Raw genomic sequence first — 22,910 nt, 5'->3', positions numbered from 1 at the left:
GTGAACCCTTTGCCAACGTTTACGCTTCTGATCAAAGCCAATCCTCTAAACATGTTGGGTGTGACAAATGTCACATAATCCCTGCTTGCCTTGCGGCAGTCTGTGCGTAGGCTGCGCACATATTGCCGGGGACTGGAATGGGCGCTTTTCGTTGGTTTCTTTTCATCGTTTCCATCTGGCTGATGTGTGGTTCGGCCCACGCCGAGCGTCGCATCGCGCTGGTGATGGGCAACTCGGCCTACAAGAACGTGGGGAAGCTCTCGAACCCTGCGAATGATGCCGCGCTGGTCGGGGGCATGTTCAAGAAGGCGGGGTTCGATTGGGTTGACATCAGGACGGACCTCAAGGCTTCCGAGATGCGGAAAGCGCTCCGCGATTTCGGCGGGCGAGCGCGAGATGCTGAGGTAGCCGTCATCTACTATGCCGGTCACGGCATTGAACTGGATGGAACCAACTACCTTATCCCGACCGACGCGGCTCTGGAAACCGACAGCGACGTTCTCGATGAGGCCGTGGGACTCGACCGGGCGCTGTTCGCCGTCGAGCCTGCAAAACAACTTCGACTCATCATTCTGGACGCCTGCCGCGACAATCCGTTCGCCAAGACCATGAAGCGGACCGTTGCTGCTCGTGCCATCGGGCGCGGCCTCGCCAAGGTTGAGCCGACCAGCCCCAACACGATGATTGCGTTCGCAGCGAAGGCAGGGTCTACGGCTTCGGATGGTGATTCGAAGGACAGTCCATTCGCCCTAGCACTTGTGGAGCGCCTGCCAACGCCCGGTCTCGACCTGCGCAAGGCGTTCGGGTTTGTCCGAGACGATGTGTTGAAGAACACCAGCTATCAGCAAGAACCGTATGTGTACGGCTCGCTTGGCGGTGATGATGTGGCGTTGGTGGCCGCGAAACCGGCACCGGCTGGCCTTCAAGCAAGTCCCCAAGATGCCGTTCGCAAAGACTACGAGCTTGCCCTACAACTCGGCACCCGCGATGGTTGGACAGCATTCCTCAGCCAGTATAGCGAGGGTTTCTATTCCAATCTTGCCAAGGGGCAACTCAACAAAATAGCGGCGGAGGAAGCCCGCACAACCGCGACCGAAAAGGCGCGGCAGGCCGAAGATGAGAAGGCCCGACTCATCGCCGACCGCGCAAAGAAGACCGAACAGGACAAAGCCGCCGCCGCAGCGAAGGCTGCTGAGGATGCGCGGCTCGCCGCTGAGAAGGCCAAGCAAGTCGAGGAAGCGAAGGCCGCCGCTGCCGAACAGCGCCGCAAGGAGATTGAGGCCGCTGTTGCCAAGGCTCTGGCTGATAGGCAGGTGGCAGAGAAGAAGGGCGGCTCCGATGCCGACCAGAAGGTTGCTGCCCTCCCGTCGCCTGCACCCTCGCCTGAACCTGCGCAGTCGCCGCAAGAACTCGCCAAGTCGGTGCAGTCCGAACTTCGCCGCGTCGGCTGTCTTGCCGATGCGGACAGCGGCGAGTGGAGTGCCAAGTCACAGCGCTCCCTGACCCTGTTCAACAAGTATGCCGGAACGAAGCTCAACACGGCGCTTGCAAGCTCCGACGCGTTGGACGCCATCAAGGCTCGGCCAAGCCGGGTCTGCCCGCTCGTCTGTGATCATGGTTTCAGGGCCGATGGAGATACCTGTGTGAAGATCGCTTGTCGCGCTGGCTATCGTGTCAACGACGACAACGAGTGCGAGAAGGTGCAGGACAAGAAGCCGGTTGCAACACGCGAGGACACTAAGAAGCGCGACGACGAGAGGAAGAAAGTCGAGGCCGCGCCCGCGAAACCGCAGGCCACCGGCCAGATGTATTGCAGCAGTGCGGGCTGCCGTCCCGTAAGGCCCGGATGCCGGTTAGTGCCCTATCAACGGTTCAAGCACGGAACGAATAGCACTGGTGAAGCGCAGGAGGAGTGCAATTGATTCAACCCTCCAAGTCTTGAGAAACAGATGCAACGGCATGGGATCGCATCGCAGCGTCAAGGATCAACCGGCGCAGGGATTACGAGAAAGCCCGTGACATTGAAGCAATGTGGAGACGTGCGTCCCTCATGGTGGCGGCGATCAGCAGCCGGTCACCGCTCCGCAGCAGCCACCCTCAACGTCGTCGCAGCCTGTTGAACCATCTCAGTCCCCGCCAGCACCGCAGCTGACGCCGCGAAGGTAGCTGTAGCGATGTCAGTTCATGGCCCGTCAGCGACATTGCCGAGCGCTTCGTTGAGGTCCGCTCAGTGCGGCAAGGCGGACCAGATTTGCTCAACCTGAGTTCTTCGCACTTTGACTCAAAGCTGACATCCGACGTCGTCCTAATTGGGCTGGTCGAGCATTCCAGCGTATGATCAAATGCCCTCCCGGATGAGACAATTTTCGGACGGGTCGAATGAGACGGCGGGACTTCATCGCAGGCTGTTTCGCCGGTTCAGTTGCGTTGTCTGGTGTCTCCAGAGCGCAGCCGCCGGGACAAAGGCGGATCGCGATTGTTGCACCTTCCCGCTCGATTGAAAATTTGAGGACAAATTCTTACCATCGGGCCTTCCTCGATGAGCTTGCGCGTCTGGGATTTGCTGAAGGGCAGAATCTTGTCATTGAGCGCTATTCGGGAGGCGGCGATATGGATCGCTATCCCGACTTGGCCAGAACCGTCGTAAGCTCCAATCCAGAAGCAATCCTGACATCAGCCGGTCCCATGACCCTCGCTCTCAGGGCTGCAACACAGAGCATTCCAATAGTCACCATCATAGGCGATCCCGTAGTCTGGGGGCTTGCGGCAAGTCTCGCGCGACCGGGAGGCAACGTTACCGGCGTAACCGTCGACGCCGGGATAGAGCTTCATGGAAAACGTCTAGGCCTTCTTCGAGAGATAAAGCCTAATGGTTCGCGAGTGGCCTATCTTTCCTCTTCGTCGGCTTGGAATCAACCTCAAGCCGCTATGGTTCGAGACGCAGCACTATTATCCAACGTGTCGCTTTCACATGCAGACCTCGGAAGCAATCTGGATGATACGGCCTATCAAACTGCGTTCGCCTCAACCGACTGGACCAAGGTTGATATGCTACTGGTCTCAGACGAGCCGGAACACTTGTCCCACGCCAAGACACTGGTCGATCTGGCGGCCCGTGGTCGCCTCCCTGCCTGCTACCCGTTTCACGATCTCGTCGTAGCCGGAGGATTGATGGCCTATTATCGCGATTTGCCTGACGCGTTTCGGCAGATGGCGGGTCAGATGGCGCAGATATTATCAGGCCAGAACCCCGCCGAAATTCCATTCCGGCAACCGACCGCCTTCCGTCTGTCCCTCAACAACAGAGCGGCGCAGCGGATTGGCGTCACGCTGCCGCAGACATTGCTCGTCAGCGCGAACGAGGTGATCGAATAAGTCGCATTGCTGGGTCCGGTTCTGGCCCATAGCCGAAATAGATCGACGTCCGCTGTTCGGCCGCTATTGGTGGCAGAGCGGACGTAGCGGATTGATGAGTACATGACCTCGTCGTCTCAGCCTATTCGAACGCACAGAAAATGGCCCCGCGAGGGGCCATTTCCAGTTTGCGTTGCGCATTAGTCCCAGTGACGATGACTGCGCTTGATCACCACGACGCGGTCGTGATGGCGCCAGCCGCGATGCCAGCCATGGTCGCGATGCTCGCGGAATTCGGCGCGGGCGCCGTACGGGCCGTGATGGCCGTGCTTGACGATCACAGTCTCAGCACTTGCCAGCGTCGGCGCCGCAACCGCGAGCGCACCCAGAGCGGCAACGACATAACCAAGCTTCTTCATGATGTCCTCCTCCAATCGAATGCAGATTTAAACCGCGCACTCGCGTGAACGTTCCGGGGGAACGGGAAGAGAATTCTGAATGGATGTTCAGGGTCGAATTGATCGTTAATCGCAGCGTTGCTGAAGCGGCGTCGGTGCGCCGGTCTTGACGTATTTGCCGTCCTTGATCGTGTACTCGCCGCGCTCGCTGCGATTGTAGATCGCGCGCAGGCTGCCATCCTTCGCAAGCAGCAATCCGAATTCGCGCGTCTGATGCAGCGACGGGAAGAACACCATCAGATTGAGAAGGCCTTCGGCGTTGACCGTGGCGGACACCACCTCGTTCTCGTCCCTGGCGTCGCCGAAATTGCGCCGGTACATCACCCGGCCATCCCCGCGGATTTCGTAAGTGAGCAGGGCGCCCTTGTCGCGGTCGGGCCTGGCCGCGCAGTCGACCGCCCATGAGCCGAGCAGGCCCCATTGCTCGACCGTCGCCGCGAGCGTCTCGGCATACGCGAAGGGCGCGAACGCAATCCAAAGCACCGCCGCCGCGATCCAGCGGCTCGAACAACGCGTCATATCCTGAAAGGCCCCGCCTCGAACAAGTCCAAAGTCTAGCATCCCGCGCGGGATCGTCCACGCTCGCCCCTATTCGCCCGCGAATTTGATCCGCGTCAATGAGGCCGTGGCCGTCGGGGGTAGGATGGCGCTCCCGAAGGCGAACGTGGTGAGAGCGATGCTGAATCAAGTGATGGATTTCGCGGGCGAGGTGCTGCCGGGAAGCTGTGCCGTGCCGCCTTATTCCGAGACCGCATTTCTGGCCGAGCTGGGCGAGCGCCTGAAATCCTCGCGCGCCCGCTGCGAGCTGTCGCGCCGGGAGCTGGCCCGTCGCTCCGGGATTTCGGAGCGCTACATCGCCCAGATCGAGGCCGGCAAGGGCAACGTGTCGATCGTCCTGCTGCTGCGGCTGGCCTCCGCGATCCATGGCAGCCAGCCCCAGGCGGCCTGACCCGCCGAGGTGACCGCCATGGGCCAGCTCGTACTCGCGGCCAAGGTCACCCATGTGCCTTCCTTGATGCTGTCGGAGACGCCCGACAGCCCGTTGCGCGCCGCGCGAGAGCCGGCGGTCATGTCCTTGCGCGAACTCGGGCGGCGGGCAAGAGAGCGCGGCGTCACCAGCTTCGTGGTGTTCGACACCCACTGGCTTTCCAATTTCGGCTACCACATCAATGCCAATGAGCGGCATCGCGGCGCGTTCACCAGCCACGAAGCGCCGCAGATGATCCAGGATCTGCGCTACGATCTCCCGGGTGATACGAACCTTGCCAGGTCCATCGCGGGCAGGGCGCTCGACGCGGATCTCAACGTCACCGCGCACCAGGTCGCGAGCCTCGGGCTGGAGTACGGCACGATCGTTCCGATGCATTACATGAACCCGGATGGCTTCGCGAAGGTGGTCTCGGTCGCCTCGCCGCTGTTCACCTCGTTCGAGGAAAGCCGGCTTCTCGGCGAAGCAACCCGCCGCGCCATCGAGGAATCAGGTGAGCGCGTCGCGATCCTCGCCAGCGGTTCGCTCTCGCATCGGCTCTGGCCCAACAGGAAGCTGGGGCCCGACGCATGGACGTCGATCGCCAGCGAGTTCAACCGCCAGGTCGATCTGCGCGTGCTGGAGCTGTGGCAGGCCCGCCGCTATCGCGAGTTTCTCGACATGCTTCCGGACTATGCCACCAAGTGCAATGGTGAAGGCGGCATGGCGGATACGATCATGCTGTTCGCCGCGCTCGGCTGGTACGACTATCGCGGGGCGGCCGAACAGCTCTGTGATTATTTCCCATCCTCGGGCAGCGGTCAGGTCAACGTGGAATTCCACGTCGACATGTGAGGTGTCGACACGTGAGGCATTGGCGTCAGGCCCGCTTCTCGACATTGGCGCTGCGGGCGGGCACGCCGAACTCCTTGCGGCAGACTTCGGCGAGCACGGCGACGCCCTCGCGGATCTGCTGATGGGAGGGGCTCGCAAAGCACAGCCGCAGGCGCGAGCCTGAGTGGCCCTTGTTGGTCGACCATTCCGGCCCCGGATTGATCGAGACCCCGGCGGCAAGCGCAGCCTGATAGAGCTTCAGCGTATCGACCTGGTCGGGCAGCTTCACCCACAGGAAGATGCCGCCTTTGGGCTCCTCGAATTCGGCCGCGGTGCCGAACTGCTCGTTGAGCGCTTCCATCAGCGTGTCGAGCTTGGTGCGCAGCGCCTTGGTCAGCGCCGGCACGTGGCTTGCGAAATGCGGCTTGCAATAGGTGGCCAGCACCATCTGCTCCAGCGCGCCGGAGCCGGCGTCGGTCTTGAGTGCCAGCATCCGCGACATCACATCCCAGGGCGCCACGATGAAGCCGACGCGCAGCGCAGGCGCGATCGACTTCGAGAACGAGCCGATATGGATCACGCCGCCATTCTGGCTCATCGCGTAAATCGCTCGCGGGCGCTCTCCCGACCAGACGAGGTCGGCATAGCAATCGTCCTCGAAGACAGGCACGCCGTATTCGGTCGACAGCCGCAGCAGTTCGGTGCGGCGCGCCTCCGGCATGATGCTGCCGGTCGGATTCTGCACGGTCGGAATGGTGTAGATGTATTTCGGCCTGACACCGCGGGCCTTCAGGTCGGCGAGCGTGGAGGCGAGCGCATCCATCCGGATGCCGTCGTCGTCGAGGGGAACGCCGACGGTGTTGACGCCCAGCCGTGTCAGCCGCTGCAGCGCTCCCTGATAGGTCTCCTGTTCGACGATCACGGTGTCGCCGCGCGTCAGCAACGTGTTGTTGACGAGGTCGAGCGCCTGGAGCGAGCCGGAGACGATCATGAGATCGTCGACCGTGCAGCTGATGCCGGCATCGCGCTTCAGTTTCGTCACGAGGAATTCGCGCAGGGGCACGTAACCCTGGGGGCCATGCGCCAGCCCGTAGGTGGCGAGCGACCGGCCCTCGCGCCGCAGCGCCTGGTTGGCGGCCTCGATCAACTCGTCGAGCGGCACCTGCTCGGAATCGTTGTTGCCGCCGACGAAGCTGTATCTGGCAAGGCCCGTCCAGCGCGCAGAAGGGGCCGGCAGCCCTGCCGGAAACAGGGATGCGAAATCGAAGCTGGACGTCATGGGAGCGTTCCTCGTTGTTTTTATTGAGCGTTGTTTTTATTGGGCGGCCGGCCTGGCGCCGACCGGGCGCTGTGATTTCGATGATGTCATCATGCCAGTGTTTTGCCCGACGCGTCAAATAAAATTCGTAAAATCCGCATCCTCGTCGCGCATGCGGGCAAGGCGTTGATTTTACCGGCGCGGCTACTGTGCATGGGGTTGTTTTCGTGGTTTCGATTCGAGGTCCCGGCGGCGCTTGCTCGAAACAGCGGCCGCTCTACTTCTTGCCCACCGTCCTGGTCGGACGACCCTGGCTGATGAAAGCGTAATGCGCATTGGCGACGCCGCCAACCATCAAGGCCTCGACCGCAGGCTCGGCGATCTCGCTCGCAGCGGCCCAGTCGACGATGAAATTGGCACCCGTTCCGCCGCGCACGTCGTCGGTCGGAATGAAGATCGAGATGGTCGCGAGCGGCTTCACGGCGACCGGCGCCTTCAGATAGCTTTCGACCTGCTTGCCGGCGGTGTCGAAATAGGCGATGCGCCGGACCACCAGCGCTTGCGTCTCCGAGGCATTGTGGACGCTCAGCGTCACCGAAAAATCGACCCGCAGCTTGCCCTGGCTCATCGCCACGCTGGAATAGGCCGGCACATAGAAGCCGCCGGAGACGGCGAGTTCCTCCTTCGGCATCGCTTGAAGCGAATCGGCGAAGGTCTGTTCGAGATTCACCTTGGGCTGCGCGAAAGCTGGTCCGGCGACGGCGAGGGGGCATAGCAGCATTGCAGCGGCGAGGCCTGCCCGCATGTGACGAATTGCTCGCTTGCCGCGCCGCACTCTGTCTCTAGGGTGCGGCAAAACGGACCGATCTGGCATGCACGAGCTCATTCGCGACATCACACTTTGTATCCTGTTTGCCTGGATGCTGGGGCTAGCAGCCCATTTCTCCCGGCAACCGCTGATCCTGGCCTACCTTATCGCCGGCTTCTGCATAGGTCCATTCGGTGCCGGCTGGGTCAAGTCGCAGGAATCGATCAGCGTCATCTCCGAGCTCGGGCTGATCTTCATGCTGTTCATGATCGGGCTCGAGATCGACCTGAAGAAGATCGTGCGGGCCGGCAAGGTGATCCTGTTTGCGGCCGGCGGCCAGCTCATCGGCGGCTGCCTGCTCGGCATCCTGCTCTTCGCCGGGCTGGGCTTGTCGCTCGGCGGCGGCCATTTCGATGCGCTCTATCTCTGCATTGCCTGCGCGCTCTCCTCGACCGTGATCATCGTCAAGGTGCTCTACGAGAAGCGCGAGCTCGACACCTTGCCCGGCCGCATCACGCTCGGCGTGCTGGTGCTCCAGGACATCTTCGCCATCCTGTTCCTGGCGGTGCAGCCGAGCCTTGCCAATCTGCAAGTCGGCGTCATCCTGCTCTCCATTGGCCGCGTCGCGGTGCTGGTCGCGGCCGCGCTGCTGGTAAGCCGCTACGTGCTGCCGCGCCTGTTCCACCAGATCGCCCGCCGGCCCGAGCTGATCCTGCTCGGCGCTCTGGCCTGGTGCTTTCTCGTCGCCGAGACCGCCGAGCAGCTTTCGCTGTCGCGCGAGATGGGCGCGCTGATCGCCGGCGTCTCGCTCTCGACCTTTCCTTACGCGCTCGACGTCACCGCCAAGGTCACGACGCTCCGCGACTTCTTCATCACGCTGTTCTTCGTTGCGCTGGGCATGACCATTCCGGTGCCCGGCCTCTCGGTGATCGGGCTGGCGCTGATGATCGCCGCCTTCACCGTGGTGAGCCGCCTCGTCACCACCTTCACGCCGCTCTATCTGATGAAGCAGGGTCTGCGCGCGAGCCTGCTGCCGGCGATCAATCTGGCGCAGATATCCGAGTTCTCGCTGGTGGTGATCCAGACCGGCGTCGCCGACAATCACATTGCAGCCGAGACGGCGAACGCGGCCTCGTTCGCCTTCGTGGTGCTGGCCGTGCTCTCGACCTTCGTCATGACCCGCAGCGACGAGATCACCCGCTGGGCCATCGGACCGCTCAAGCGGATCGGCCTGCGCGATCTCGACCACGGCAACGGCCACACTGAGGAGGGGCACGAGGGCGGCCACGGCGAAGCGCGCCGCATCGTCATACTCGGCTTTTTCCGTGCGGCGAGCGCGCTGCTCGCCGAGATCGAACGGCAGGCCCCGGTGCTGCTGGAGCAGATCACGGTGGTCGACTTCAACCCCAATGTGTACCAGACCCTGCTTTCGCGCGGCCTGCACGTGATCTATGGCGACATCAGCAACGTCGATACGCTGCTCCATGCCGGGATCGGCACATCCGAGATGATCATCCTCAGCGTGCCGGACGCACTGTTGAAGGGCGCCAGCAACGAGAAGCTGGTCCGCCACGTCCGCACCCTCAACCCGAATGCCCTGATCGTGGCCACCGCCGATCTGCTGTCCGACGTCGGCGAGCTCTATGCGGCCGGCGCCAGCTACGTCACCGTGACCCGGCTCAGCGACGCTCATGAGTTGTTTACGGTGATCGAAGCCGCCCAGGCCGGCTTGCTGGCCGACAAGCGCACCGAGCTCGACCAGCGGCTGAGCGAGCGATGCGAAGTACTGCCCTGATCGCTGGGGCGGTCTCCCGCCCGGGACTGGTGCGCCTATATCGCTGGTATGTTCGGTGCAAGCCTGAGAGCCTGCCCGGAGCGGCCTCCGGGCATATGCGGTTGCATCCAGGACACTAGCGCTTGGGTCCAAGTCCAGCTAAGGCGATCCCGACCAAGGCGTCCGTGAAGCCGCCGGCCCATAACCGATAGAGATTGGGACATGCCCGATACCGTTCAGGAAGTCTTGCAGGCCTTTGCCAGGGGCGAGCTCGTCGTCGTGACCGACGACGAAGACCGCGAGGGCGAAGGCGATCTGATCGTCGCCGCCTCATTCTGCACGGCGGAAAAGATGGCCTTCATCATCCGCCACACCTCCGGCATCGTCTGCGCGCCTGTTACCACCGAGGATGCGCGCCGGCTGCGGCTCGATCCGATGGTCGCCCACAACGATTCCGCCCACACCACGGCGTTCACGGTCTCGATCGACTACAAGCCCGACGGCGGCACCGGCATCTCGGCCGAGGAGCGCGCCTCCTGCTGCCGCGCGCTGTCCAATCCCAATGTCGGCGCCAACGACTTCGCTCGTCCGGGCCACATCTTCCCGCTGATCGCCAAGGACGGCGGCGTGCTGCTGCGCTCCGGCCATACCGAGGCCGCGGTCGATCTCTGCAAGCTCTCGGGCCTTCCGCCGGTCGGCGTCATCAGCGAATTGATGAACGACGACGGCAGCGTGATGAAGGGCGAGCAGGTCGCCCAGTTCGCCGCCAGGCACAAGCTCAAGCACGTCACCATTGCCGACATGATCGCCTACCGGCAGGCACGCGAAAAGCTGATCGAGCGGGTCTCGACCTTCACCACCGAAAGCCCGATCGGGCCGCTCCAGGGCTATGCCTACCGCTCGCCGTTCGATTCCATCGCCCACGTCGCCTTCGTCTATAACGGCGTCGGTGACGGCAAGAACGTGCTGACGCGCTTCCACAAGCCGAACATCGTCAAGGACACCTTCACCGGCCACAAGCGCATGGCGGCCGTGCTCGAGCACTTCAAGAAGTCCGGTCGCGGCGTGCTGGTTTATCTGCGCGACGGCGCAGCCGGCGTTCCCGTATCGCCGCTGCCGGACGAGACGGCGACGGAAGCGGACCGCAACCGCCAGTGGCGAGAGGTCGGCGTCGGCGCGCAGATATTGCGCGATCTCGGCGTCACCTCGATCCGCCATCTCACCTCGTCGGTGCACGACTACAAGGGCCTGTCGGGCTTCGGCATCGAGATCGTCGCCAACGAGCAGCTCGAAAGCTGACACGCAGTGTCATTCCGGGTTCGCGCTTTGCGCGCCCCGGAACGACGGAAGCCAGGATGCAATTGCACTTGTTGCCGCGGCGCTTTAGTTTGTCCGGCAATTTCTAGACGGAACCAGACCGAAAGGACGTTTCATGAGCGTGCGCCCTCAGACCAAGGACAAGCCGGCTGCGGCTTCCTTCCAGTGGGACGATCCGTTCCTGCTCGACGAGCAGCTCACCGAAGACGAGCGCATGGTGCGCGACACGGCGCGCGCCTACGCCCAGGACAAGCTGCTGCCGCGCGTCACCAAGGCCTATCTGGAAGAGAAGACCGATCGCGAGATCTTCAACGAGATGGGCGAGCTCGGCCTGATCGGCATCACGCTCCCCGAGGAGTATGGCTGCGCCAATGCGAGCTATGTGGCGTACGGCCTCGTCGCGCGCGAGATCGAGCGGGTCGATTCCGGCTATCGTTCGATGAACTCGGTGCAGTCCTCGCTGGTGATGTACCCGATCTACGCCTATGGCGACGAGAACCAGCGCAAGAAGTACCTGCCCAAGCTCGCCAGCGGCGAGTGGGTCGGCTGCTTCGGCCTGACCGAGCCGGATGCCGGCTCCGACCCGGCCGGCATGAAGACCCGCGCCGAGAAGGTCTCGGACGGCTATCGCCTCACCGGCAGCAAGATGTGGATCTCGAACGCGCCGATCGCCGACGTGTTCGTGATCTGGGCCAAGTCGGCCGAGCACGACAACCAGATCCGCGGCTTCGTGCTGGAGAAGGGCATGAAGGGCCTCTCCGCGCCGAAGATCGGCAGCAAGCTTTCGCTTCGCGCCTCCATCACCGGCGAGGTCGTGATGGACGGCGTCGTGGTCCCCGAAAGTGCGTTGCTCCCCAACGTCTCTGGCCTGAAGGGTCCGTTCGGCTGCCTCAACCGCGCCCGCTACGGCATCTCCTGGGGTGCGCTCGGCGCCGCCGAGGACTGCATGCATCGCGCCCGCCAATACACCCTCGACCGCAAGCAGTTCGGCAAGCCGCTGGCTGCAACCCAACTGGTGCAGAAAAAGCTCGCCGACATGGAGACCGAAATCGCGCTCGGCCTGCAGGGCTCGCTTCGCGTCGGCCGCCTGATGGACGAGGGCAAGTTCGCGCCCGAGATGATCTCGATCATGAAGCGCAACAATTGCGGCAAGGCCCTCGACATCGCCCGCGTCGCCCGCGACATGCACGGCGGCAACGGCATCTCCGCAGAATTCCACGTGATGCGCCACGTCCACAACCTCGAGACGGTCAATACCTACGAGGGCACCCACGACGTCCACGCCCTGATCCTGGGCCGCGCGATCACGGGTATTCAGGCGTTCTTCTGAGCGCCCGGAATACCGACGTGGTCGATATGCTCCGCTGTCATCGTCCGCGAAAGCGGACGATCCAGTATCCCAGAGACCTCGCCTTCGTATCGACCGCTGCGGCGTACTGGATACCCCGCTTTCGCGGGGTATGACGAAGGGCGGAGCGGTACGCATAGGAAGTCTCATGTCCGACAACGACGACGTCCCGTTCAACCGCAGCTTTCCGCTGAAGCCCGGCATTGTCGAGGAAGTTCGCCCCGGCGTGCGGCGCGTGCTCTGTAGCAATCCGAGCCCGTTCACCTTCACCGGCACCGTCAGCTACATCGTCGGCACCGGCAACGTCGCGATCATCGATCCAGGTCCTGACGACGAGGCCCATGCGGCCGCGCTGCTCGATGCTGTCAGGGGCGAAACGGTGAGCCACATCTTCGTCACCCATACTCACCGCGACCATTCGCCCAACACGGCGCGGATCAAGCGGGCGACCGGCGCGCCTGTTTATGCCGAGGGCCCGCATCGCGCCTCGCGTCCGCGCTTCGAGAGCGAGAAGCACAATCCGGAATCCGGATCTGATCGCGACTTCGTGCCCGATATCAGGATCGCCCATGGTGACGTCGTCGAAGGCGCCGGCTGGCGGCTCGAGGCTGTGGCAACCCCCGGCCATACCGCCAATCATCTCGCCTTTGCCTGGCCTGAGCGGAAGTTCAACTTCGTCGGCGATCACGTCATGGGTTGGTCGACCTCGATCGTGGCGCCGCCCGATGGCTCGATGATCGATTACATGGACTCGCTCGACCGGCTCGCCGCACGCGAGGAAGATCTGTACTTCTCCGGCCACGGCCCGGAAATCCCCGAGGGCCAGCGCTTCGTGCGTTTCCTGATCCGTCACCGCAAGGCGCGCGAGGCTTCGATCCTGCACCGTCTCGCCAAGGGCGAGACCGATATCCCGACGATGGTGCGTGCGATCTATATCGGCATCGACCCCCGGCTGACCACGGCCGCCGGCTATTCCGTGCTGGCGCATCTGGAGGACCTCGTCGCGCGCGGCGTCGTCGCGACGGATGGCGATCCGGTGATCGGCGGGACGTATCGGATGGCGAACGCCTAGCGCGCCGTCACTTCTTCACCGTCTTCGCGGGTGCTTTCGGCGGCGTCACCGGGGTCTTCTTCGCCGGCTTGAGCGCATCGGCGTCGGCGGCGGTGTTGAGGTCGTCGATGAACTTCGTCACGCGCGCGGCATTGCTGCCGAGGTCGCTGTCGAAATAGCGCGAGGCGGAGCGGATATCGACGCGGGAATCGTCGCCGTCAGGCACGACCCTGATCGAGATGTCCTCGCGAAAGCCCATGATCGGCGTGCGCGCCACGGCCTCGATGCGGCCCATGCGGCGCGGCGGCTGCGGCTCGCGTTCGTCGATGACGGTCCATTTGCGCTTGATGACGAGCTGGCGCGCGATCGCATAGGCGCGGTCGACGGGGATCTCGAGCTCGATCGGCTCGATGTCAGGATAGAATTGGCGCTGCTGCTCGGCCGAATAGAGACCGGCATAGACGGCCGTGTTGGTGCCGTCGCCGGTGCGCAGGCGCGACAGCGCGTCGAAGCGCGGCGGGTTGATCGGGTCGGTCGTGATGTCGTAGATGTGAGGCAGCTTGCGGTAGAGCAGGGCCTGATAAGCGGGATAGGCGAGGATCGCTCCGTCGATCAGGAAGGCGAGCAGGATGCGCGCCATGCCGCGCGAACCGTTCTGCCAGATCGCGGCAAAGCCGGCGAGGCCGAACAGGATGGACAGTCCCGCAATCGCGAGCCCGCCGAAGAAGGTGGCCAGCGCCGGCTTCATCTCGAGGAAGTCGAAGCGGACGATGATGATCGACACCACCACCGCCACCACCGCGAACACGGCCAGATTGCGTGCCCAGGTGGCGAGGCTGGACACGGGCTCCGACTGATAGGGAGCGGAAAACCTGCGGGCCATGTCGTTCCATCACCGATGTGAGTCGCCGGTTGAGGGCACGGGCGACGGGAGCAAAGTGACCTAACCCATTTTCCGCAGGCCTGTGAAGCGGTTTATCCCCGTTCTAAGCCAGTGAAAGGTCGGGCCGGTCGCGGTCGAACCAACGGCCGCGACAGGCCACTTATCCGAGTATGGTCGTTCGCGGGAGGAGCCATGCGGACGCAAACGGGCATGGGTCGACAAGGCAACGCCGACGACAACGGCACGGCTCCGCCGCGACGCCTGTTCCTGCTTCGGCTGACGATCCTTGTCGCATTTTGCACCGGGCTGGCGATGTCTCCGGGGCTATGAATAGGGCCACGGTCTTATCCACAGGTGCCGGTCTGGTCGCTGCCGCCGATCGAGGGCGCCGTGGCTGTGGCGCTCCATGGTGCGCTGTTCGTGCTGGCAGGGCTTGCGATGATCATCCCTCGCACGCGCTGGCCGATCGTGGGCTTCCTCGCCATCATGATCGCGTTCTGTCTCGCCGATCAGACGCGGTGGCAGCCCTGGGTGTTTCAGTACAGCTTCGTGCTCGTGCTCGTGGTGAAGGGAGAGGCGCACCCATGGGTGCGCCTCATGTGACACCTGATGATGAACCAGGCTTCAGTGCGTGACCAGCGGGCAGGCCGAGTCCGACAGCTTTCCGAATGCCTCCTCGCCTGTCATGGTCTGCACCAGCTTGTAGTAGTCCCAGGGCTGCTTGGATTCGTCGGGCTTCTTCACCTGCATGATGTACATCTCATGCTCCATCAGCCCGTCGGCGCGGATCTTGCCGTTGCTGGTGAACATGTCGTCGATCTTCATCTTCTTGAGCTGGGCCATCACCTTGTCGGAGTCAGTCGTGCCGGCAGCCTTGACCGCGTTGAGGTAGGTCATGGTGGCCGAATAGTAGCCCGCCTGGTTCATGGTCGGCTCGCGCTTGGTCTTCTCGAAGTAACGCTTGGCGAAGGCGCGGGTCTTGTCGTTGAGATCCCAGTACCAGCCGGTGGTTAGATAGAGGCCTTGAGCGGTCTTCAGCCCGAGGCTGTGGATGTCGCTGATGAAGGCGAGCAACGCGGCCGGCTTCATCGTCTTGGCGATGCCGAATTCGTCGGCGGCCTTGATCGAGTTGGTGAAATCGTTGCCGGCATTGGCGAGGCCCAGCACTTGCGCACCCGAGTTTTGGGCCTGAAGCAGGTAGCTGGAGAAGTCGGAGGTCGAGAGCGGCACGCGCACCGCGCCGACCACCTTGCCGCCATTGGCCTCGACGACCTTCGAGGCGGATTCCTGCAACTGCGTGCCGAAGGCATAGTCTGCCGTCAGGAAGAACCAGGTCTTGCCGCCCTGCTTCACCATGGTCTTGGCGGTACCGTTGCCCAGCGCCGTGGTGTCGTAGACGTAGTGCACGGTGTAGGGTGTGCAGTCCTTGCCGGTCAGCGATGCACCAGCGGCGCCGATCGCGATGAAGGGGATTTTCTTCTCCTTGGCAACGTTGTTCATCGCCAGGCTGACGCCCGTGTTCGAGCCGCCGAGGATCATGGTGACGCCATCGCGGTCGGCCCATTCGCGGAATTTCTGCGCACCGACGTCGGGCTTGTTTTGATGATCCGAGACCATGAACTCGATCTTGTTGCCGAGGACGCTGCCGCCGAAATCCTCGATCGCCATTTTGGCGGCTTCGACGCCGCCGGGGCCGATGACGTCGGCGTAGAGACCCGACATATCGTCGATATCGCCGATCACGACCTTGTTATCGGCCGCCTTTGCGGCGGTGGTGGCTGCCATCGACGCGGCCAGCAGCCACGGCAGCATTCGTAGCGCAAACAATTTCATCTTGAGCGTTCCCTTTTATTGGCTTGAAGTTCGGCGCGACGTTAGGGAGCGGCCGGGCTGGCTCCAATTCGTCTTTGGTCGCGTGTCCGAAACGAAAAAGGCCCCTGACGATCAGGGGCCGAATTCGACTTTGGCCGTCCGGTGGACGTTAGGCTGCCGCGTTCGGGAAACGGTACTCCTTGAACTGGTCGCGGAGCGCCGTCTTCAGGATCTTGCCGGTCGCGGTGTGTGGGATGCCGTCGACGAAGGCGACGTCGTCGGGCATCCACCATTTGGCGATCTTGCCGTCCATGTATTTGAGGATGTCTTCGCGCGTGGCCTGCTGGCCCTGCTTGAGCTGCACGATCAGCAGCGGCCGCTCGTCCCATTTGGGATGGAAGACGCCGATCACGGCGGCCTCGGCCACGGCCGGGTGGCCAACCGCGAGGTTTTCGAGGTCGATCGAGGAGATCCACTCGCCGCCGGACTTGATCACGTCCTTGGAGCGGTCGGTGATCCGCATATACCCACCCTCGTCGATGGTCGCGACGTCGCCGGTGTCGAAGAAGCCCTCCTCATCGAGGATGCTGTTGTCGAGGCGGAAATAGGCCTTGGCGACCGCAGGACCGGAGACCTTGAGGCGGCCAAAGGTCTTGCCGTCCCAGGGCAGCTCCTTGCCGGCATCGTCGGTGATCTTCATCTCGACCGCGAAGGGGGCATACCCCTGCATCTGGAGCACGTCGAGCCGCTCATCGCCGGTTGCGTTCTGGAACGGCGGCTTGAGCGCCGCGACGCTGCCGATCGGGCTCATCTCGGTCATGCCCCAGGCGTGACGGACGTTCGAGCCCATGTCGAGGAAGGCCTTGATCATGGAGCGCGGCATCGCCGATCCGCCGCAGATCACCATCTTCAGGTCCGGCAGCTTCAGATTGTTGGCGGTCATGTGCTGAAGCAGCATCAGCCACACCGTCGGCACGCCGGCGGTGTGCGTCACCTTCTCGGTGGAGAGCAGCTCATAGACCGAGGCGCCGTCGAGCTTGGGGCCGGGCATCACCAGCTTGGTGCCCTGCGAGGGTGCGGAGAAGGCGATGCCCCAGCTGTTGGCATGGAACAGCGGAACCACTGGCAGCATCGTCTCGGATGCGCTGGTGCCGAGCGCATCGACATTGTTGGCCATCAGCGCGTGCAGCACGTTGGAGCGATGCGAATACAGCACACCCTTCGGGTCGCCCGTCGTGCCAGAGGTGTAGCACATCGCCGCCGCCGTGTTCTCGTCAAAGTCCTTCCATTTGAATTTGCCGTCGGCCTCGGCGATCCAGTCCTCGTAGGCCACGACGTTCTTCAACGTGGTCTCGGGCATATGTGCCTTGTCGGTGAGGATGACGTACCGTTCGACGCTCGGCAGCTTGTCGGCGAGCTTCTCCAGCACGGGCACGAAGGTGAGGTCGACCATCACGATGCGGTCCTGCGCATGGTTGATGATCCAGGCGATCTGCTCGGGGAAAAGCCGGGGATTGACGGTATGGCAGATGGCGCCGATGCCCATGATGCCGTACCAGACTTCGAGATGTCGCCACGTGTTCCAGGCGATCGTGGCGACGCGGTCGCCGAGCTTGATGCCATCGCGCTCCAGCATCTGCGAGACCTTGAGCGCGCGCTTGTGGATTTCGGCATAGGTGGTGCGATGGATCGGTCCCTCGACCGATCGCGTGACAACCTCCTGCTTGCCGTGAATCTTGGCGGCGTGTTCGATGATCCGGTGGCAGAGCAGGGGCCAATCTTGCATCAAACCGAGCATTCAGACGTTCCTCCGAGAAGTTGCTGGGCGCATTATCGCTCTCAGCGCAGGGCCAAAGAATTGTCATGAGTTTTAGCCTGCCGGACTTTCGCCGCAAATGGTCTTGTCGCGGCAATATGTCCGCTGGCGCGGCAATGGTTACCGCCGCTGTGGGGCTGGCGCTTCTGCTCGCGGATCGGGCGGAGGCGAGAAACTATGCTGCGCCGCTCGATTTGTTTGGTCTTGGTGCACCACGGCCGCACAAGAGCGCTCGTTCAACCAAGATACCGCTACCAAAGCCTCGCCCGGAGGAGGCCCCGAAGGCAACGGACGTGGTCGCGCCGGAAGCCCAGGGCAAGTCTTCCCCGGACAAGCCTTCTCCGGACGAGCCCGGCGGCAACAAGCCGGCTGAGGCTGCGCCCCCTTCCGAGAAGCAGCTCTCGGCGTGCCGCCTCGCCCTGACCGAGGAGGTCGCCATCGCGCCGTCCATTCCCGATATCCGCGGCCCCGGCGCCTGCGGTGGTGGGGACCTGGTGCGGCTCGAGGCGATCGTGCTGCCGGACAAGCGCAAGGTCACGGTCAAGCCGGCGGCGATCCTTCGTTGCACCATGGCGTCGGCGATTGCGGATTGGGTGCGCACCGACATGGAGCCGCTGGCTGCGAGCCTCGGCTCGACCATCACCGACCTCGACAATTTTGACAGTTTCGAGTGCCGCGGCCGCAACCGTGTCGTCGGCGCAATGCTGTCCGAGCACGGCAAGGCCAATGCGCTCGACGTCCGTTCGCTCAAGCTCGCCAATGGGCAGGCAATTGGCCTGACCGACCGCACCATCTCTCGCGACGTGCGCGAGCGCGTGCTGCATTCGGTGTGCTCGCGCTTCTCCACGGTGCTCGGTCCGGGCTCGGACTGGTACCATGAGGACCACATCCACCTCGACCTCGCGCAGCGCCGCAACGACTACCGGATCTGCCAATGGAACGTCTGGGACCCCTTGCCCAAGGTCGCCCCTCTGTTGCCGGCGGAACGCCCCGAGGAGGCGCCGCCACGCGAGGTCGCGGCCAAATCAGAGGGCAGCAAGGATGGGGCCGCTGACGACCAGAAGACCGTGCCCCCCACCGCGCCGGCGGGCAAACCGGCAGCCGACCCCGGCAAGAGCAGGCCCGCAACAAAAAAGCGCCGGTAAAACCGGCGCTTTTCGAGAGCCCTGATCAGGCTGGAATTAGTAGCTGCTGGTCTGAGAACCGCCGCCCTGAAGCGCGAGGCGCGAATTGTAGGGCGAGTCGCCGTGCTTCGGCTCAAGCACCACCACGATGGTGCCGACCTTGACCCGGCTGTAGAGGTCGATCGCGTCCTCGTTGGTCAGGCGGATGCAGCCTGAGGAGATCGAGGCGCCGATATATTCCGGCTGGTTCGTGCCGTGGATGCGGAACAACGTGTCCTTGCCGCCCGAATAAAGGTACATCGCGCGCGAGCCCATCGGATTGTCCGGGCCGGGGGCGACGTAGGTCGGCACGCCCAGACGCGAGATCTCGCCGGGGGTCGGGTGCCAGGCGGGCCATTCGGTCATGCTGCCGACCTTGGCAATGCCGGACCAGGCCATGGCCTCTTCGCCGACGGTGATGCCGTAGCGGATCGCCTTGCCGCCATCCATCACATAGTAGAGGTAGTGGTTGTCGGAATCGACCACGATGGTGCCCGGCGACTCCTTGCGGTGGTAGTCGACGATGGCGCGACGGAACGGCTCTGCCACCGGCGTATTCTCGTACCGGATCTTGGCAAGGAGCTCCTTGTCCTTCGGCTTGAAATTCTGGGTGTTGGTGGCTTCGTAATGCGTGGCCTGCATGCAGCCCGACAGCATGAAGCCGGCAGCCAAAACTCCCAACATAACTTTCAGCGACGACATGGTTTGGTTCCAATCAAAACAATACCGCGCAGGTCCTTAAGCGTAGTGCCCAAGGCCTTCGACTCCGTTGCTTTCATTATCGTTGAAATCTGCCACAATTCCAGCGTTTAGGGGCTTATCCCGCGCTGCGAGACCCAACCTGTGGCTTTTTTGCCGCAAGTTTTGCGCTTTCGGGTTCGTTTTTTGGCGCGAAAAGCACAGCTGTCGATTCTGTGCCACAGTTGGGCCATGTCACCGCCACAAATGCAAACGCTCCGTTAATGTGGTTGTCATCATGAACTTGTCAGAATCGCGCTAAGGGCTGTCATTCTGTCGCAGGCCTCTCCTGGAGTTGTTCATGTTTTCCGTGTTCGTTCCCACCGACTCCTCCCTGAAGAAGGCCGTCGTCGATGATCTCGAGGCGGTGCCGGACCACGCCGTGTGGGTCGATCTGGTCAACCCGACCGCGGCCGAGGACAAGGCGGTGGAACGGCTCTTGGGGATCGCGATCCCGACCCGGGAGGACATGCAGGAGATCGAGATCTCGAGCCGCCTCTATATCGAGAACAGCGCGCGCTACATGACCGCGACGCTGATGTGCCACTCCGATACCGACATGCCGCGGACAACGGCGGTGACCTTCATCCTCGGCGACCACCGCCTGGTCACGGTGCGCTACGACCAGCCCAAGCCATTCGCCCTGGTCGAGGCCAAGCTGGCCCGGACCTGCACCCCCGCAATCACCGGTGAGATGGTGCTGATGGAGCTCCTTGACGCCGTGATCGACCGCTGCGCCGACATTCTGGAGCGCTGCGGCATGGAGATCGACCAGGTCAGCCACGACATCTTCGAGCCGGAGAGCGAGCGCCACGGCCATGCCAAGCAATACTCGCAGATCCTGATCTCGATCGGCCGCAAGGGCGATTTGACCTCCAAAGTTCGCGAGAGCCTGGTGTCGATCGGCCGCGTCGTGACCTTCCTGTCGGCGGTGGTCGAGGGCGTGAAGTGGTCCAAGGACATGCGCGAGCAGCTCAAGACCATGCAGCGCGACGTCGCCTCGCTGACCGATCACGCCTCCTATCTCTCGAGCAAGATCACCTTCGTGCTCGACGCCATGCTCGGCGTCGTCAATCTCGAGCAGAACAACATCATCAAGCTGTTTTCGGTCATGGCCGTTGTCCTGATGCCGCCGACGCTGATCGCCTCGATCTATGGCATGAACTTCAAGTCGATGCCGGAACTGGAATGGGCGCACGGCTATCCGTTCGCGCTGGTGCTGATGGTGATCGCCGCAATCGTCCCGTACTGGATCTTCAAATTCAAGAAGTGGCTGTGAGTCCGGCGCACTTCTGAAAAATAGCTACTGAGACCTTACGCCGGTCGCAGAGACAAGGCTGATGGTGTCGCAGAATAGAGCGTCATTGCGGCTGCGCCGTGATGTGTGTGTCGTGCCCCAATTCCTCCGGTAAAATTTGAGCATTGGGCTGAACGGTTGCGCGAAACTTGTCTGCGATAAGCAGCGTGTTAGCCGCGAGGAACAGCCATGGTTGAGAAACACATAACGACGCCCCGCAACGTCATCGACCTGACGAGCTATCGTCGGAGTATGGCGAGCGGCAAGGCGCCGTCGTTGTCGGCACGCATGTGCCGGCACTGTGGTGCTCCGCTGCTCGATGGCGAGAATGACGACGATTGCTCGACCGCATTCAGTGCAACCGCACCACGGCTGCGCGAACGGTCGCGTCGAATTCGCCTGGACTGAGGAGCGGAAGGAAGGGCGGGCGATCCAGTCTTGCGGCGGCGTTGTCTGGATCGCCTTGCTTCCCGCCCTTCGCGGCAATTTCCCTAGCGCTTCACGATCTCAGCCGTCGAGACGATGGTCTCGGCGATCATGCCATCGCGGCTGAATGGCACCAAATGGCCCCCGATGTCGCGCAATGTGGCCTCGACATTGTCGCCCAGAGCTTCCGGCGAGGACGACGAGTAGGTCAGCACGCGTTCTGTCAGATCCTGTGTGCTCACCGCGTGGCTGGTCTCGACTGTGATGAGTTCTGTGGGCTGGAACGGGCTGCCGCGAAAGAACGCGGGCAAGTCGCGATGGGTGCGCGAGCCCTTGCCGGCTTCCTCCCACAGCTTCTCGGGTGACCAGCGACGGCGGATCTCGTTGTAACCATCGAGCCACGGGTTGCGGCCGTCGGTGACAGAGAAGGAGGCGCAGATCACGATCGCGCCGTCACAGGCCACCAGTTCGTCGAGCCGCGCAAGCGTGGCATCGCGATCCATCCAATGCAGCGCACGGCCAATCGTGACGATGTCGAACGCGCCGATTTCGGGGGGAAGTGTCTCTGCCTTGCCTTCGATCAGCGTGACATGTCGCCCCGCGCGCGACGCGGCGAGCCGGGCGGCCTCAAGCATCGCAGGCTCCGGATCGACACCGACGACGCGTCCGACATAGGGGCCGAAGCCAAGTGCCAGCAGGCCAGGCCCGGTGCCGAGATCGATCAGGCTGCTCTCTCTGGTGAGGCCGAGCTTGTGTGCGACGGTGCGAAAAAATTCGCGAGGGTAAGGCGGCCGCAAATGCTCGTAAGTTGACGCCGTGCTCGCAAACCGGCCCATGCGTCACCTGACCTAGACGTGCTGGCCGCCGTTGATGTGGATCTCGGCGCCGTTGACGTAAGAACTGGTGTCCGTGCACAGCACGTAGATGATCTTGGCGACCTCGTCGGGTGTGCCGAGGCGATGCATCGGGATCTGCTGCTCGACGATCTTCTCGGTGCCCGGCGACAGGATCGATGTGTCGATCTCGCCCGGCGCGATCGCGTTGACGCGCACGCCGACGCGGCCGAAGTCCGAGGCCATCTCACGCGTCAGCGCGGCAAGCGCCGCCTTCGAGGTAGCGTAGGCGGCGCCCGCGAACGGATGGACGCGCGAGCCCGCGATCGAGGTGACGTTCACGACCGAGCCCTTGGCCGCCTTCAACTCCTCGATCAATCCGCGCGCGATCATGATCGGCGCGAAGAAGTTGACATGGAAGACGTGGGTCCATGTGTCGAGGTCGGTGTCGACCGAGCCGAGCCGGGAGCCGCCCGGGCCCTTCGGCGAGATCGCGGCGTTGTTGACGAGCGCATGCAGCGTGCCGCCTTCGAGCCGGTTGCGGATCTCGTTGATCGCGCGTGCGGTGTCCTCGGGATCGCCGAGGTCGACCTGGATGTGATCCTCAGGGCCTGCATCCCACGGGCAATCCTCGGGGAAGGGATGCCGCGAGCAGGTGATGACGCGCCAGCCCGCGGACGAGAAGCGGATCACGGTGGCGTGGCCGATGCCGCGGCTCGCTCCGGTCAGGAGCAGCGTGCGGCGCGGCGCATTGGACGAATGCGGCATGGACA

General features: G+C 63.1%; 23 protein-coding genes. 13 read left to right on the top strand and 10 right to left on the bottom strand.

The features are described from left to right. Window positions 1-137 precede the first annotated feature (137 nt). The gene (locus tag XH90_RS26255; protein ID WP_194477195.1) at window positions 138-1,922 is read left to right on the top strand and encodes a caspase family protein; all 1,785 of its coding nucleotides are present in this window, start codon (window positions 138-140) and stop codon (window positions 1,920-1,922) included. A gap of 457 nt (window positions 1,923-2,379) precedes the next feature. Beyond that, window positions 2,380-3,375 carry an ABC transporter substrate-binding protein gene (locus tag XH90_RS26250; RefSeq protein ID WP_194477194.1) on the top strand — a complete coding sequence of 332 codons (996 nt, stop codon included), beginning with the start codon at window positions 2,380-2,382 and terminating at the stop codon, window positions 3,373-3,375. Window positions 3,376-3,554: 179 nt separating this feature from the next. On the opposite strand, the gene XH90_RS26245 is transcribed toward XH90_RS26250, so the two are convergent. Next, a complete protein-coding gene (locus tag XH90_RS26245; protein WP_194477193.1) occupies window positions 3,555-3,773 on the bottom strand; it encodes a hypothetical protein in 219 nt (72 codons plus the stop codon). A gap of 105 nt (window positions 3,774-3,878) precedes the next feature. Beyond that, window positions 3,879-4,331 carry a hypothetical protein gene (locus XH90_RS26240; protein ID WP_194477192.1) on the bottom strand — a complete coding sequence of 151 codons (453 nt, stop codon included), beginning with the start codon at window positions 4,329-4,331 and terminating at the stop codon, window positions 3,879-3,881. Between the two features lie 157 nt (window positions 4,332-4,488). On the opposite strand from XH90_RS26240, the gene XH90_RS26235 reads away from it, so the two are divergent. Both XH90_RS26235 and hpaD read left to right on the top strand, forming a co-directional pair. After that, window positions 4,489-4,761, top strand: a complete 273-nt coding sequence (locus XH90_RS26235) for a helix-turn-helix domain-containing protein (protein WP_194482817.1) — start codon at window positions 4,489-4,491, stop codon at window positions 4,759-4,761. An 18-nt stretch (window positions 4,762-4,779) separates the two neighbouring features. Beyond that, entirely contained in the window at window positions 4,780-5,634 is an 855-nt protein-coding gene (gene hpaD, locus XH90_RS26230) for a 3,4-dihydroxyphenylacetate 2,3-dioxygenase (RefSeq protein ID WP_194477191.1), read from the top strand. A gap of 25 nt (window positions 5,635-5,659) precedes the next feature. Here the strand turns inward: hpaD and XH90_RS26225 are convergent, their stop codons facing one another. Then, on the bottom strand, window positions 5,660-6,892 hold the full coding sequence (locus XH90_RS26225) for a PLP-dependent aminotransferase family protein (protein ID WP_194477190.1): 1,233 nt from the start codon (window positions 6,890-6,892) through the stop codon (window positions 5,660-5,662). Between the two features lie 256 nt (window positions 6,893-7,148). Further along, the gene (locus tag XH90_RS26220) at window positions 7,149-7,676 is read right to left on the bottom strand and encodes a DUF3124 domain-containing protein (RefSeq protein ID WP_194477189.1); all 528 of its coding nucleotides are present in this window, start codon (window positions 7,674-7,676) and stop codon (window positions 7,149-7,151) included. A 67-nt stretch (window positions 7,677-7,743) separates the two neighbouring features. Here XH90_RS26220 and XH90_RS26215 point away from each other — a divergent pair, with 67 nt between their 5' ends. The 4 genes from XH90_RS26215 to XH90_RS26200 all read left to right on the top strand — a co-directional run bounded on the left by XH90_RS26215 (window position 7,744) and on the right by XH90_RS26200 (window position 13,190). Then, window positions 7,744-9,474, top strand: a complete 1,731-nt coding sequence (locus XH90_RS26215; RefSeq protein WP_194477188.1) for a cation:proton antiporter — start codon at window positions 7,744-7,746, stop codon at window positions 9,472-9,474. Between the two features lie 201 nt (window positions 9,475-9,675). Then, window positions 9,676-10,752: a 3,4-dihydroxy-2-butanone-4-phosphate synthase gene (gene ribB / locus XH90_RS26210; RefSeq protein ID WP_194477187.1), complete on the top strand. Its 1,077-nt coding sequence runs from the start codon at window positions 9,676-9,678 to the stop codon at window positions 10,750-10,752. A 133-nt stretch (window positions 10,753-10,885) separates the two neighbouring features. Next, window positions 10,886-12,100 (top strand): acyl-CoA dehydrogenase, encoded by a 1,215-nt coding sequence (locus tag XH90_RS26205; RefSeq protein WP_188100342.1) that lies wholly within the window; start codon window positions 10,886-10,888, stop codon window positions 12,098-12,100. Between the two features lie 166 nt (window positions 12,101-12,266). Continuing rightward, entirely contained in the window at window positions 12,267-13,190 is a 924-nt protein-coding gene (locus XH90_RS26200) for an MBL fold metallo-hydrolase (protein WP_194477186.1), read from the top strand. A gap of 7 nt (window positions 13,191-13,197) precedes the next feature. Here XH90_RS26200 and XH90_RS26195 read toward each other — a convergent pair whose 3' ends face one another. Next, entirely contained in the window at window positions 13,198-14,052 is an 855-nt protein-coding gene (locus tag XH90_RS26195; protein ID WP_194477185.1) for a DUF1499 domain-containing protein, read from the bottom strand. A 192-nt stretch (window positions 14,053-14,244) separates the two neighbouring features. On the opposite strand from XH90_RS26195, the gene XH90_RS26190 reads away from it, so the two are divergent. Further along, on the top strand, window positions 14,245-14,382 hold the full coding sequence (locus XH90_RS26190) for a hypothetical protein (protein ID WP_194477184.1): 138 nt from the start codon (window positions 14,245-14,247) through the stop codon (window positions 14,380-14,382). Window positions 14,383-14,442: 60 nt separating this feature from the next. Further along, complete coding sequence (locus XH90_RS26185) at window positions 14,443-14,655, top strand: hypothetical protein (RefSeq protein WP_194477183.1); 213 nt, start codon at window positions 14,443-14,445, stop codon at window positions 14,653-14,655. A gap of 21 nt (window positions 14,656-14,676) precedes the next feature. On the opposite strand, the gene XH90_RS26180 is transcribed toward XH90_RS26185, so the two are convergent. Continuing rightward, window positions 14,677-15,885, bottom strand: coding sequence for an ABC transporter substrate-binding protein (locus tag XH90_RS26180; protein WP_194477182.1), 1,209 nt, complete (start codon window positions 15,883-15,885; stop codon window positions 14,677-14,679). A 148-nt stretch (window positions 15,886-16,033) separates the two neighbouring features. Continuing rightward, a complete protein-coding gene (locus XH90_RS26175) occupies window positions 16,034-17,662 on the bottom strand; it encodes a fatty-acid--CoA ligase (RefSeq protein WP_194477181.1) in 1,629 nt (542 codons plus the stop codon). Window positions 17,663-17,727: 65 nt separating this feature from the next. On the opposite strand from XH90_RS26175, the gene XH90_RS26170 reads away from it, so the two are divergent. Next, window positions 17,728-18,825, top strand: coding sequence for an extensin family protein (locus tag XH90_RS26170; protein WP_194477180.1), 1,098 nt, complete (start codon window positions 17,728-17,730; stop codon window positions 18,823-18,825). Window positions 18,826-18,861: 36 nt separating this feature from the next. Here XH90_RS26170 and XH90_RS26165 read toward each other — a convergent pair whose 3' ends face one another. Then, window positions 18,862-19,545, bottom strand: a complete 684-nt coding sequence (locus tag XH90_RS26165) for a L,D-transpeptidase (protein ID WP_194477179.1) — start codon at window positions 19,543-19,545, stop codon at window positions 18,862-18,864. A gap of 337 nt (window positions 19,546-19,882) precedes the next feature. On the opposite strand from XH90_RS26165, the gene XH90_RS26160 reads away from it, so the two are divergent. Next, the gene (locus XH90_RS26160; RefSeq protein ID WP_194477178.1) at window positions 19,883-20,860 is read left to right on the top strand and encodes a magnesium transporter CorA family protein; all 978 of its coding nucleotides are present in this window, start codon (window positions 19,883-19,885) and stop codon (window positions 20,858-20,860) included. A gap of 207 nt (window positions 20,861-21,067) precedes the next feature. Beyond that, complete coding sequence (locus XH90_RS26155) at window positions 21,068-21,286, top strand: hypothetical protein (protein WP_194477177.1); 219 nt, start codon at window positions 21,068-21,070, stop codon at window positions 21,284-21,286. A gap of 83 nt (window positions 21,287-21,369) precedes the next feature. Here the strand turns inward: XH90_RS26155 and XH90_RS26150 are convergent, their stop codons facing one another. Next, entirely contained in the window at window positions 21,370-22,140 is a 771-nt protein-coding gene (locus tag XH90_RS26150) for a class I SAM-dependent methyltransferase (RefSeq protein WP_194477176.1), read from the bottom strand. 12 nt (window positions 22,141-22,152) lie between these two features. Continuing rightward, on the bottom strand, window positions 22,153-22,905 hold the full coding sequence (locus XH90_RS26145; RefSeq protein ID WP_194477175.1) for an SDR family NAD(P)-dependent oxidoreductase: 753 nt from the start codon (window positions 22,903-22,905) through the stop codon (window positions 22,153-22,155). Window positions 22,906-22,910: the final 5 nt, after the last annotated feature.

Source organism: Bradyrhizobium sp. CCBAU 53338, assembly GCF_015291665.1.
In the GTDB taxonomy this organism is placed as follows: Bacteria; Pseudomonadota; Alphaproteobacteria; order Rhizobiales; family Xanthobacteraceae; genus Bradyrhizobium.
Note: the sequence above shows the minus strand (reverse complement) of the source record. Positions and strands in the feature narration are given on the sequence as shown.